The organism is Pseudomonas gingeri, from assembly GCF_013386115.1.
GTDB lineage: Bacteria > Pseudomonadota > Gammaproteobacteria > Pseudomonadales > Pseudomonadaceae > Aquipseudomonas > Aquipseudomonas gingeri.
The window spans coordinates 484,510-496,618 of record NZ_JACAOR010000013.1; the positions used below are offsets into that span (position 1 = coordinate 484,510).

General features: G+C 60.0%; 10 protein-coding genes. 6 read left to right on the forward strand and 4 right to left on the reverse strand.

From position 1 onward, the window contains the following. Positions 1-2 precede the first annotated feature (2 nt). From yidD to rpmH, 3 genes are read right to left on the reverse strand one after another with little or no spacing between them, the layout of a single operon-like run. On the reverse strand, positions 3-248 hold the full coding sequence (yidD, locus tag HX881_RS26315) for a membrane protein insertion efficiency factor YidD (protein WP_039792602.1): 246 nt from the start codon (positions 246-248) through the stop codon (positions 3-5). Beyond that, positions 241-642, reverse strand: a complete 402-nt coding sequence (rnpA, locus tag HX881_RS26320) for a ribonuclease P protein component (protein ID WP_042937055.1) — start codon at positions 640-642, stop codon at positions 241-243. Before rnpA ends, yidD begins: the two co-directional genes overlap by 8 nt. A gap of 16 nt (positions 643-658) precedes the next feature. Beyond that, positions 659-793: a 50S ribosomal protein L34 gene (rpmH, locus tag HX881_RS26325; RefSeq protein WP_003213577.1), complete on the reverse strand. Its 135-nt coding sequence runs from the start codon at positions 791-793 to the stop codon at positions 659-661. Between the two features lie 566 nt (positions 794-1,359). Between rpmH and dnaA the strand changes: the two genes are divergently transcribed. The 4 genes from dnaA to gyrB are packed head-to-tail and all read left to right on the forward strand — an operon-like array spanning position 1,360 to position 7,580. Next, positions 1,360-2,877: a chromosomal replication initiator protein DnaA gene (gene dnaA / locus HX881_RS26330; protein WP_042937012.1), complete on the forward strand. Its 1,518-nt coding sequence runs from the start codon at positions 1,360-1,362 to the stop codon at positions 2,875-2,877. 38 nt (positions 2,878-2,915) lie between these two features. After that, on the forward strand, positions 2,916-4,019 hold the full coding sequence (dnaN, locus tag HX881_RS26335) for a DNA polymerase III subunit beta (RefSeq protein ID WP_017129282.1): 1,104 nt from the start codon (positions 2,916-2,918) through the stop codon (positions 4,017-4,019). A gap of 35 nt (positions 4,020-4,054) precedes the next feature. After that, a complete protein-coding gene (recF, locus tag HX881_RS26340; protein ID WP_017129281.1) occupies positions 4,055-5,158 on the forward strand; it encodes a DNA replication/repair protein RecF in 1,104 nt (367 codons plus the stop codon). A 4-nt stretch (positions 5,159-5,162) separates the two neighbouring features. Next, positions 5,163-7,580 carry a DNA topoisomerase (ATP-hydrolyzing) subunit B gene (gyrB, locus tag HX881_RS26345; protein WP_177087360.1) on the forward strand — a complete coding sequence of 806 codons (2,418 nt, stop codon included), beginning with the start codon at positions 5,163-5,165 and terminating at the stop codon, positions 7,578-7,580. 97 nt (positions 7,581-7,677) lie between these two features. On the opposite strand, the gene HX881_RS26350 is transcribed toward gyrB, so the two are convergent. Continuing rightward, positions 7,678-8,565, reverse strand: a complete 888-nt coding sequence (locus tag HX881_RS26350; RefSeq protein WP_017129279.1) for a LysR family transcriptional regulator — start codon at positions 8,563-8,565, stop codon at positions 7,678-7,680. Positions 8,566-8,700: 135 nt separating this feature from the next. Between HX881_RS26350 and HX881_RS26355 the strand changes: the two genes are divergently transcribed. Then, a complete protein-coding gene (locus tag HX881_RS26355) occupies positions 8,701-10,362 on the forward strand; it encodes a GMC family oxidoreductase (RefSeq protein WP_177087362.1) in 1,662 nt (553 codons plus the stop codon). 100 nt (positions 10,363-10,462) lie between these two features. Further along, entirely contained in the window at positions 10,463-12,085 is a 1,623-nt protein-coding gene (locus HX881_RS26360; RefSeq protein WP_017129276.1) for an MFS transporter, read from the forward strand. The last annotated feature ends 24 nt before the right edge of the window (positions 12,086-12,109 follow it).

Genomic DNA, 12,109 nt, shown 5'->3' on the forward strand with positions numbered 1-12,109 from the left:
GATTACTCGGCCATCGAAGAAGAACGGGAGGTAGGGATAGGTGGAACCGGGTCATAACCACCGGCATTCCACGGATGACAGCGACCTAAACGACGAAAGGTCAGCCAGCCACCGCGCAGGAGTCCATGAGTTTCGATGGCTTCGTACGCGTAGCAGGAACAACTGGGGTAGAAACGACAGTGACTGGCCATCAGGGGACTGATGGCATAGCGGTAAAACTGGATCGGAACGAGCGCCAGTTTACGCATCTGGACTGTCTACCCCTGCAGGTTCGGTTTTGACGGTGGCTGCCGGCGCATTACGGGCCAGGCGTTTCCACAGTTTGCCGAAATGCTGAATCAATTCGGGGTTTTCTACGTCCCCCAAACCTTTGCGCGCGACGATAACAATGTCCCAGCCGACCAGTGAATCCTGGTGCAGACGGAACGATTCGCGCATCAGACGTTTGAGGCGATTGCGCTCAACGGAGAGCTTCACGCTCTTTTTACCGATAACCAGCCCCAGGCGGGGATGATCGAGGTCGTTGTTGCGCGCAAGGAGCAGGAGATTTTTCCCCGGAACCTTGCCGGTAGGGGAGTCAAAGACTGCCTTGAAATGTCGTGGCGTAAGCAGACGCTTTTCCCGACTGAAGTCCTGACTCACCACCAGTGCCGGATTATCAAACTGCCAGACGAGCGCGGCCTTTGGCGCGACGACGCGACAGGACGGCACGGCCGTTCTTGGTTGCCATGCGAGCACGGAAACCGTGGGTGCGGGCGCGTTTGATAGTGCTGGGTTGGAAAGTACGTTTCATGGCGTTGCTACCTGGTTCGTCACAACGGGCCGGAATGGCCCCCGTTTTAAGAGACCGGGGATTCTAGAGAAAGCAAGCCTCTAGGTCAATTTCCAACCAGCTTTTACTTCATATAGGTATTCAGGGTCCGTGCGCTTGATCGGCTCGCGACCTAGATATAGAAATAAAGAAGGGAATTATTTAAAGCTTTTCTGTAAAGCTTATAAAAGCTTAGGAAGCCATCCTCTGTGGATAAGTGCCCCGAGGCCTTTAACTGCCTACTGTACAGAGAATGACAACACGGTGGGGAAACGGTGTCCTGCCTGTGCTGCGCTGTCGGATAAGCTGTGTGTGGAATGGCATGTTATCCACAGGCCGGTTACCCACAGACTTTCGACCCCACTTGTGCAACGACCTCAAGGGCGGTTATCCACAGAGCTTATGCACATACCATTTGTCGCTTTGTTCACAGATAAGATGTTGATTCCTTGGGTTCTCCCTTCAATCGACGTGTGGATAAGTGCTCTGCCTGCCGGTACAATGGCCGCTTGTTTTTGCCTCACCGGCTTTCAACTTAGGGGATATCCGTGTCAGTGGAACTTTGGCAGCAGTGCGTGGAGCTTCTGCGTGATGAGCTGCCTGCCCAGCAATTCAACACCTGGATCCGTCCACTACAGGTCGAAGCCGAAGGCGACGAGTTGCGTGTCTATGCACCGAACCGTTTTGTGCTCGACTGGGTGAATGAAAAGTACCTGGGACGTTTGCTCGAACTGTTGAACGAGCATGGCAATGGCCTGGCGCCTGCCCTTTCCTTATTAATAGGCAGCAAGCGCAGTTCCGCTCCACGGGCGGCTCCCAATGCACCATTGGCCGCTGCCGCCTCCCAGGCCATGGCGGCCAGTGCCGCTCCGGCACCGACACCTGCGGCCACACCGGCACAACCTGCCCCGGCGCAGAAACCGGTGGTCGAAGTCAGCGAAGAACCGTCCCGCGACAGTTTCGACCCCATGGCCGGCGCCAGCTCGCAGCAGGCCCCGGTGCGTTCGGAGCAACGGACCGTCCAGGTCGAAGGTGCGCTCAAGCACACCAGCTACCTGAACCGTACCTTCACCTTCGAGAACTTCGTCGAGGGTAAGTCCAACCAGCTGGCCCGCGCTGCGGCCTGGCAGGTGGCGGACAACCCCAAGCACGGCTACAACCCGCTGTTCCTGTATGGCGGCGTCGGCCTGGGTAAGACCCACTTGATGCACGCCGTGGGTAACCACCTATTAAAGAAGAACCCGAATGCCAAGGTGGTCTACCTGCATTCGGAGCGTTTCGTCGCGGACATGGTCAAGGCGCTGCAACTCAACGCCATCAACGAATTCAAGCGTTTCTACCGTTCGGTGGACGCCCTGCTGATCGACGACATTCAATTCTTCGCCCGCAAGGAACGTTCCCAGGAAGAGTTTTTCCACACCTTCAACGCCCTGCTCGAAGGCGGTCAGCAGGTGATTCTCACCAGTGACCGCTATCCGAAGGAAATCGAAGGGCTGGAAGAGCGCCTGAAATCGCGCTTCGGCTGGGGCCTGACGGTAGCGGTCGAGCCGCCGGAACTGGAAACCCGGGTCGCGATCCTGATGAAGAAGGCCGACCAGGCCAAGGTCGAACTGCCTCACGATGCGGCGTTCTTCATCGCCCAGCGTATCCGTTCCAACGTCCGTGAACTCGAGGGCGCCCTGAAACGGGTGATCGCCCACTCGCACTTCATGGGTCGCGATATCACCATCGAGCTGATTCGCGAATCGCTGAAGGATCTGCTGGCACTGCAGGACAAGCTGGTGTCTGTGGATAACATCCAGCGCACCGTGGCCGAGTACTACAAGATCAAGATTTCCGACCTGCTGTCCAAGCGCCGCTCGCGCTCGGTGGCACGTCCGCGTCAGGTCGCGATGGCCCTGTCCAAGGAACTGACCAACCACAGCCTGCCTGAAATTGGTGATGTCTTTGGCGGACGCGACCATACTACGGTCTTGCATGCATGCCGCAAGATCAACGAACTTAAGGAATCCGACGCGGACATCCGCGAGGACTACAAGAACCTGCTGCGTACACTGACCACTTGAGAACTGCAGCGCAGCTTACTAAGGCAAGGGACTAGACCATGCATTTCACCATTCAACGCGAAGCCCTGTTGAAACCCCTGCAACTGGTCGCAGGCGTCGTCGAGCGCCGCCAGACCTTGCCGGTGCTCTCCAATGTGCTGCTGGTCGTCGAAGGCCAGCAACTGTCGCTGACCGGTACCGACCTGGAAGTCGAGCTGGTCGGTCGCGTCCAGCTCGAGGAGCCCGCCGAGCCGGGGGAAATCACCGTGCCGGCGCGCAAGCTGATGGATATCTGCAAAAGCTTGCCGAACGACGCCCTGATCGACATCAAGGTCGACGAGCAGAAACTGGTGGTGAAGGCCGGCCGTAGCCGCTTCACCCTGTCGACCCTGCCGGCCAACGATTTCCCGACCGTGGAAGAAGGCCCGGGCTCGCTGACCTGCAGCCTGGATCAAAGCAAGCTGCGCCGCCTGATCGAGCGCACCAGCTTTGCCATGGCCCAGCAGGACGTGCGCTACTACCTCAACGGCATGCTGCTCGAGGTCTCTGCCGGGGTGATCCGTGCCGTGGCCACCGACGGCCACCGTCTGGCAATGTGCTCGATGCAGGCCGATATCGGTCAGCCCGACCGTCACCAGGTGATCGTGCCACGCAAGGGTATTCTTGAACTGGCGCGCCTGCTGACCGAACCGGAAGGCAATGTCAGCATCGTGCTGGGCCAACACCACATTCGCGCCACCACCGGTGAGTTCACCTTCACCTCGAAGCTGGTCGACGGCAAGTTCCCGGACTACGAGCGCGTGCTGCCCAAAGGTGGCGACAAGCTGGTGCTGGGCGATCGTCAGGCGCTGCGCGAAGCGTTCAGCCGCACCGCGATCCTGTCCAACGAGAAGTACCGCGGTATCCGTCTGCAACTGGCCAATGGTCAGCTGAAGATCCAGGCCAACAACCCGGAGCAGGAAGAAGCCGAAGAAGAAGTGGGCGTCGACTACAACGGCGGCTCCCTGGAAATCGGCTTCAACGTCAGCTACCTGCTGGATGTACTGGGCGTGATGACCACCGAGCAGGTTCGCCTGATCCTGTCCGACTCCAACAGCAGTGCGCTGGTCCAGGAATCGGATAACGACGACTCGGCCTACGTCGTCATGCCGATGCGTCTGTAACGGTGCCTCGCCTCTCCATGTCCAGCACACGCTAGATGTCCCTCAGTCGTGTTTCGGTCACCGCGGTGCGCAACCTGCACCCGGTGACCTTCTCTCCCTCCCCGCGTATCAATATCCTTTACGGCGCCAACGGCAGCGGAAAAACCAGCGTGCTGGAAGCCATCCACTTGCTGGGGCTTGCCCGTTCGTTCCGTAGTACCCGCCTGTTGCCGGTGATCCAGTACGAGCAACTCGCCTGCACGGTATTTGGCCAGGTCGAGCTGGCCGAGGGTGGACACAGCGCGTTGGGGATATCCCGTGATCGCCAGGGTGAATTCCAGATCCGCATCGACGGCCAGAACGCCAAGAGCGCGGCGCAGCTGGCGGAGATCCTGCCGCTGCAACTGATCAACCCGGACAGCTTTCGCCTGCTGGAAGGCGCGCCGAAGATTCGTCGACAGTTCCTCGACTGGGGAGTGTTCCACGTGGAACCACGATTCATGTCGACCTGGCAGCGCCTGCAGAAGGCCCTGCGGCAGCGGAACTCGTGGCTGCGGCATGGTACACTTGACGCCGCTTCGCAAGCGGCCTGGGACCGGGAATTGTGCCTGGCCAGCGCCGAAATCGATGAATACCGCCGCGCTTATATCAAAGCCTTGAAACCAGTCTTTGAGCAGACCTTGAGCGAGCTAGTCGAACTCGAGGGCTTAACGCTTAGCTATTACCGTGGTTGGGACAAGGACAAAGAGCTGAGTGCAGTGCTCGCCTCGTCCCTGCATCGGGACCAGCAAATGGGTCATACCCAGGCCGGACCACAACGAGCTGATTTGCGCCTCCGATTGGGTGCACACAATGCCGCGGACATCCTGTCGCGGGGTCAGCAGAAATTGGTGGTCTGTGCATTGCGTATCGCTCAGGGGCACCTGGTCAGTCAGGCCCGGCGCGGCCAATGTATTTATCTGGTGGATGACTTGCCGTCCGAGCTGGACGAGCAACACCGTCGCGCACTGTGTCGCTTGCTTGAAGACTTACGCTGCCAGGTCTTTATCACCTGTGTAGACCACGAATTATTGAGGGAAGGCTGGCAGACGGAAACGCCAGTCGCTTTGTTCCACGTGGAACAAGGCTGTATCACCCAGACCCACGACCATCGGGAGTGAAGGCATGAGCGAAGAAAATACGTACGACTCGACCAGCATCAAAGTGCTGAAAGGTTTGGATGCCGTACGCAAACGTCCCGGTATGTACATTGGCGACACCGATGATGGCAGCGGTCTGCACCACATGGTGTTCGAGGTGGTCGATAACTCCATCGACGAAGCACTGGCCGGTCATTGCGACGACATCAGCATCATCATCCACCCGGATGAGTCGATCACCGTACGCGACAACGGTCGCGGCATTCCGGTCGACGTGCACAAGGAAGAAGGCGTTTCCGCGGCCGAGGTCATCATGACCGTGCTGCACGCCGGCGGTAAGTTCGACGACAACTCCTACAAGGTATCCGGCGGCCTGCACGGCGTGGGTGTGTCGGTGGTGAACGCGCTGTCCGAACTGCTGGTGCTGACCGTACGTCGCAGCGGCAAGATCTGGGAACAGACCTACGTCCACGGTGTGCCTCAGGAACCGATGAAAATCGTCGGCGAGAGCGAAACCACCGGTACCCAGATTCACTTCAAGGCTTCCGGCGAAACCTTCAAGAACATCCATTTCAGCTGGGACATCCTGGCCAAGCGGATTCGCGAACTGTCCTTCCTCAACTCCGGTGTCGGCATCGTCCTCAAGGACGAGCGCAGCGGCAAGGAAGAGTTGTTCAAGTACGAAGGCGGCCTGCGTGCGTTCGTTGAATACCTGAACACCAACAAGACTGCGGTCAACCAGGTGTTCCACTTCAACATCCAGCGTGAAGACGGCATCGGCGTGGAAATCGCCCTGCAGTGGAACGACAGCTTCAACGAGAACCTGTTGTGCTTCACCAACAACATCCCGCAGCGCGACGGCGGTACTCACCTGGTGGGCTTCCGTTCTGCACTGACCCGTAACCTGAACAACTACATCGAACAGGAAGGTCTGGCGAAGAAGCACAAGGTCGCCACCACCGGTGACGATGCCCGTGAAGGCCTGACCGCGATCATTTCGGTGAAAGTGCCGGATCCGAAGTTCAGCTCCCAGACCAAGGACAAGCTGGTTTCTTCCGAAGTGAAGACCGCGGTCGAACAGGAAATGGGCAAGTATTTCTCCGACTTCCTGCTGGAGAATCCGAACGAAGCCAAGCTGGTGGTCGGCAAGATGATCGATGCCGCCCGTGCCCGTGAAGCGGCGCGTAAAGCCCGTGAGATGACCCGCCGCAAAGGTGCGCTGGATATCGCCGGCCTGCCGGGCAAACTGGCCGACTGCCAGGAAAAGGACCCTGCCCTTTCCGAACTGTACCTGGTGGAAGGTGACTCTGCTGGCGGTTCCGCCAAGCAGGGCCGCAACCGTCGTACCCAGGCGATCCTGCCGTTGAAGGGCAAGATCCTCAACGTCGAGAAAGCCCGTTTCGACAAGATGATCTCGTCTCAGGAAGTGGGCACGCTGATCACCGCACTGGGCTGCGGTATCGGGCGCGAAGAGTACAACATCGAGAAGCTGCGTTATCACAACATCATCATCATGACCGATGCTGACGTCGACGGTTCGCACATCCGTACCCTGCTGCTGACCTTCTTCTTCCGTCAGTTGCCGGAGTTGATCGAGCGTGGCTACATCTACATCGCCCAGCCACCGTTGTACAAGGTGAAGAAAGGCAAGCAGGAGCAGTACATCAAGGACGACGACGCCATGGAAGAGTACATGACGCAGTCGGCCCTGGAAGATGCGAGCCTGCACCTGAACGAAGATGCCCCGGGGATTTCCGGCGAGGCGCTGGAGCGCCTGGTGAACGACTTCCGCATGGTGATGAAGACCCTCAAGCGCCTGTCGCGCCTGTACCCGCAGGAACTGACCGAGCACTTCATCTACCTGCCGGCGGTGAGCCTGGAGCAGTTGGGCGATCACGCGGCGATGCAGGAATGGCTGGCCAAGTATGAAGTCCGCCTGCGCCTGAACGAGAAGTCCGGACTGGTCTACAAGGCCAGCCTGCGTGAAGACCGTGAACGTAATGTCTGGCTGCCGGAAGTCGAACTGATTTCCCACGGCCTGTCGAACTACGTCACCTTCAACCGCGACTTCTTCGGCAGCAACGACTACAAGACCGTGGTGACCCTGGGCGCGCAACTGAGCACCCTGCTCGACGAAGGCGCCTACATCCAGCGTGGCGAACGCAAGAAAGCCGTGACCGAGTTCAAGGAAGCCCTGGACTGGCTGATGGCCGAAAGCACCAAGCGCCATACGATCCAGCGCTATAAAGGGCTGGGTGAAATGAACCCGGATCAGCTCTGGGAAACCACCATGGACCCGGCGGTCCGTCGCATGCTGAAAGTGACGATCGAAGACGCCATCGGCGCCGACCAGATCTTCAACACCCTGATGGGCGACGCGGTAGAACCCCGCCGCGACTTCATCGAAAGCAACGCGTTGGCGGTGTCCAACCTGGACTTCTGATCAGGTAGCCTGGCTGTAAGAGAAACTCCCCGGTCCCGACGGTCCGGGGAGTTTTTTATTGGCTGTTGAATAACCCCCTGCTCTGTGGCCCGGGACTTTAATTGGCCAACAGGACATCCTGCTCTTTCGCGCACAACGCCAACAAGAAATCCCAAACCACCCTCAGCCGCACCGATTTGTGCAGTTCCCTGCGGGTGCTCATCCAGTAACTGCGCTGGATCGTCTCCTGGGGCAGTATGCGCACCAGTTCAGGATCGTCCTTGGCCATGTAGTTGGGCAGCACCGCGATGCCCAGGCCGGCCCGTGCGGCGATCTGCTGGGCAATCACGCTGGTGCTGCGGAAGGTCACGTTCGGCGAGCGGCAGAAGTCGTCGAGAAACAGCAGCTCCTGGCTGAACAGCAGGTCGTCGACATAGCCGATCCACTGGTGTTGCGAGAGGTCGTCGCGATTCGCCAGGCGCGGTGCCCGGGCCAGGTACGCCGGGCTGGCATAGAGGGCCAGGCGATAGTCGGTGAGCTTGCGGGTGATCAGCATATCGGCGTGGGGCCGGTCGAGGTGGATGCTGATCTCGGCTTCGCGGTTGAGGATGCTGACGAAGCGTGGCACCGCCACCAGTTCGACTTCCAGTCCGGGGTAACGCTCGAACAGGCCGCCCATGCGCGAAGTGAGAAACATGATGCCGATGCCTTCGGTCACGCCCAGGCGAATCTTGCCCAGCGGCGCGATGGCCTGGGTGATTTCCTCCTGGGCCAGCAACGCAACGTTCTCCATGGCCTCGGCGTGCTTGAGCAAAGCCTGGCCCGAAGGCGTCAGTTCATAACCCTGGGCGTGCTGGACGAACAACGCGGTGCCCAGGCTCTGCTCGATGGTTTCGATATGCCGGGCGACGGTGCTGTGGGTGGTATTCAGCCGTTTGGCCGCGGTCAGCAAACGTCCGCTACGCTGTAGTTCGAGGAAAAATCGCAGGTCGTTCCAGTCAAACATAGGGCTCCTTGTGAATCGTCGGGTTCACTTGCCTTGCTTGAAAACGCACAGCACTTGCGCAAAAACGAACGTTTTCATCTCGAAATTAATCAATAACATGAGCTGATACAAGAACAATAAACGGCGAGGTCGCTGATGCCATCTGCCCATTTGCCTTATGACTATGTGATCGTCGGTGCCGGACCTGCCGGCTGCGTGCTGGCCAACCGGCTGTCCGCCGACCCGCAGAACAATGTGCTGCTGCTCGAAGCCGGCGGCCAGGATAACTACCCATGGATTCATATCCCGGTCGGCTACCTGTTCTGCATCGGCAATCCCCGCACCGACTGGTGCTTCAAGACCGAGTCCCAGCCCGGCCTGCAAGGTCGCAGCCTGAGTTACCCACGGGGCAAGGTGCTCGGTGGCAGCTCGTCCATCAACGGCATGATCTATATGCGTGGCCAGGCCGGCGACTATGATCGCTGGGCCGAACAAGGCAATCCGGGCTGGGCCTGGAAAGATGTGCTGCCGCTGTTCAAGCACAGCGAAAACCACTTCGGCGGTGCCGGCGAATTCCACAGCGACCAGGGCGAATGGCGGGTGGAACAGCAACGCTATTCCTGGCCGATCCTCGACGCCTTCCGCGACGCCGCCGCTGAAAACGGCATTGCCAGCGTCAGCGATTTCAACGCCGGGGATAACCAGGGCTGTGGATATTTCCAGGTCAACCAGCGTTCCGGCGTGCGCTGGAATTCAGCCAAGGCGTTTCTGCGACCGGTACTCAAGCGCCCCAACCTGACCATCCTGACGGGCGTGCAGGTCGACCGGGTCAGCCTGGAAAATGGTCGGGCGACGGCGGTCCTGGCACGGTGGCAAGGTGAGGAACACCTGTTCCCGGCCCGCCGGGAAATCATTCTCTGTGCCGGCTCGGTCGGATCTCCGGGGATCCTGCAACGCTCCGGCATCGGTCCGCGGCCGCTGCTGGAAAACCTCGGGATTGGCGTACGCCACGAACTGCCGGGCGTAGGCGGCAACCTGCAGGACCACCTGCAACTGCGGCTGATCTACAAGCTCAGCAATGCCCGCACCCTCAACCAGGTGGCCAACAGCCTGTGGGGCAAGGCCGGCATGGGCCTGCGTTATCTCTATGACCGCAGTGGCCCGCTGGCGATGGCGCCGAGCCAGCTGGGAGCCTTTGTGAAATCGAACCCGGAGCAGCCTTCGGCCAACCTGCAATATCACGTGCAGCCATTGTCGCTGGAGCGTTTCGGCGAACCGCTGCACCGCTTCCCGGCATTCACCGCCTCGGTCTGCAACCTGCGTCCGCTGAGTCGTGGCCGCATCGATATCCGCTCGGCCAACCCGGACGACGCACCGCTGATCGATCCCAACTACCTCAGCGATCCCGAAGACCTGAAGGTCGCCGCCGAAGCCATTCGCCTGACCCGGCGCATTGTCGACTCCCCTGCTCTGCGCGTGTTCAAGCCCGAGGAGTACCTGCCCGGCGCGTCCCTGCAAAGTGAAGAGCAACTCTACGAGGCCGCCGCGAAGATCGGCACCACCATCTTCCACCCCGTCGGCACCTGCCGCATGGGTAACGGTCCGCAGGACGTCGTCGACTCCCGGTTGAGGGTGCATGGCGTACCCGGATTGCGCGTGGCGGATGCCTCGATCATGCCGCAGATCACCTCCGGCAATACCTGCTCGCCGACGGTGATGATCGCTGAAAAAGCCGCGCAGATGATTCTGCAAAGTCGCCAGGCGACCGATGAAGGAGGATTGGGCATCACCCGTGAAACCGCACTACCGACCGCCTGAACGAGGCGATCGGGATCAGGATTCCGGTGGCAGTCAGCCGGAATTCACAGTGGAACAACAACAATAATCACTGTGGCCCACAAGGCCGAGGACATAACGCATGTCGGACTATATCGAGCAACAGTCAACGCCGGTGGCTGCCAGCACGGGCAAGGAAGAACGAAAGATCATTTTTGCGTCATCCCTCGGGACCGTTTTCGAGTGGTATGACTTTTTTCTCTATGGCGCCCTGGCGGCGGTGATCAGCAAGCAGTTCTTTGCCGGGGTCAACGACACCACTGCGTTTATCTTCGCCCTGATGGCCTTTGCCGCCGGCTTCCTGGTGCGACCGTTCGGCGCGCTGGTGTTCGGTCGGCTGGGGGACATGATCGGGCGCAAATACACCTTCCTCATGACCATCATCCTGATGGGCCTGTCGACCTTCGCCGTCGGCCTGTTGCCCACCTACACCACCATCGGCATCGCCGCGCCGATCATCCTGGTGCTGTTGCGCATGCTCCAGGGCCTGGCGCTGGGCGGTGAATACGGCGGTGCCGCGACCTATGTGGCCGAGCACGCGCCGGCCGGCAAGCGCGGTTTCCACACCGGCTGGATCCAGTCCACCGCGACCCTCGGCCTGCTCCTGTCGTTGCTGGTGGTCCTGGCCAGCCGCTACATCAGTGGCGATCAGTTCGAAGTCTGGGGCTGGCGCCTGCCGTTCCTGCTGTCGATCTTCCTGCTGGCGATCTCCACCTGGATCCGCCTGAGCATGCACGAGTCGCCGGCCTTCGTGAAAATGAAGGCCCAGGGCAAGGTCAGCAAATCGCCGATCCGCGAGTCCTTTGGCTCCTGGCCGAACCTGAAGATCGTCCTGACCGCGCTGTTCAGCATCAACGCCGGGCAGGCGGTGACCTTCTACACCGCCCAGTTCTACGTGATGTTCTTCATGACGCAGATGCTCAAGATGGACCCGACCCAGGCCAACACGCTGCTGATTATCAGCGTGGTGATCGGTGCGCCGTTCTTCGTGCTGTTCGGCTGGCTCTCGGACAAGGTCGGGCGCAAGCCGATCCTGATGCTCGGCCTGCTGCTGGCGACAGTCTGCTACTTCCCGCTGTTCAAGGCGCTGAGTCACTACGCCAACCCGCAGGTGGATGCCGCCAGCCGGCAGGCGCCCATCGTCGTGATGGCCGACCCGGCCGGTTGCACCTTCCAGTTCGATCCCGTGGGCAAGGCCCGTTTCGACAGCCCTTGCGACAAGGTCAAGACCTTCCTGGTCAAACAGGGTCTGCCGTATGACTCCCAGGCCGCGGCGCCGGGTTCGACGGTGACGGTTGCGGTGGGCGAGCAGAAGATCAACGGCTTCGACGAAGCGGCCATGCGCGCGGCCATCACCCAGGCCGGCTACCCGGCCAAGGCTGACGCCGGGTCGGTGAACGAACCGATGGTGGTCCTGCTGATCGTGCTGCTGATCCTGATCGCCACCATGACCTATGGCCCGCTGGCGGCGGTGATGGTCGAATTGTTTCCGACCCGGATCCGCTATACCTCGATGTCGCTGCCCTACCATATCGGCAACGGCTGGTTCGGCGGATTCCTGCCCACCGTCTCGTTTGCGCTGGTGGTCTACACCGGGAATATCTTCTACGGGCTCTGGTATCCGGTGCTGGTAACCGGGATCAGCCTGGTGGTCGGGCTGTTCTGTCTGAAAGAAACCCGGGATGTGGATATCGATAAGGTCTGAGGTTTTCGCAGGCATGAAAAAACC

What these genes read in the sequence shown, in the direction of transcription:
- yidD (WP_039792602.1), bottom strand. Translation starts at nt 248, where the DNA reads ATGCGTAAACTGGCGCTCGTTCCGATCCAGTTTTACCGCTATGCCATC.
- rpmH (WP_003213577.1), bottom strand. Translation starts at nt 793, where the DNA reads ATGAAACGTACTTTCCAACCCAGCACTATCAAACGCGCCCGCACCCAC.
- dnaN (WP_017129282.1), top strand. Translation starts at nt 2,916, where the DNA reads ATGCATTTCACCATTCAACGCGAAGCCCTGTTGAAACCCCTGCAACTG.
- recF (WP_017129281.1), top strand. Translation starts at nt 4,055, where the DNA reads ATGTCCCTCAGTCGTGTTTCGGTCACCGCGGTGCGCAACCTGCACCCG.
- gyrB (WP_177087360.1), top strand. Translation starts at nt 5,163, where the DNA reads ATGAGCGAAGAAAATACGTACGACTCGACCAGCATCAAAGTGCTGAAA.
- HX881_RS26350 (WP_017129279.1), bottom strand. Translation starts at nt 8,565, where the DNA reads ATGTTTGACTGGAACGACCTGCGATTTTTCCTCGAACTACAGCGTAGC.
- HX881_RS26355 (WP_177087362.1), top strand. Translation starts at nt 8,701, where the DNA reads ATGCCATCTGCCCATTTGCCTTATGACTATGTGATCGTCGGTGCCGGA.
- HX881_RS26360 (WP_017129276.1), top strand. Translation starts at nt 10,463, where the DNA reads ATGTCGGACTATATCGAGCAACAGTCAACGCCGGTGGCTGCCAGCACG.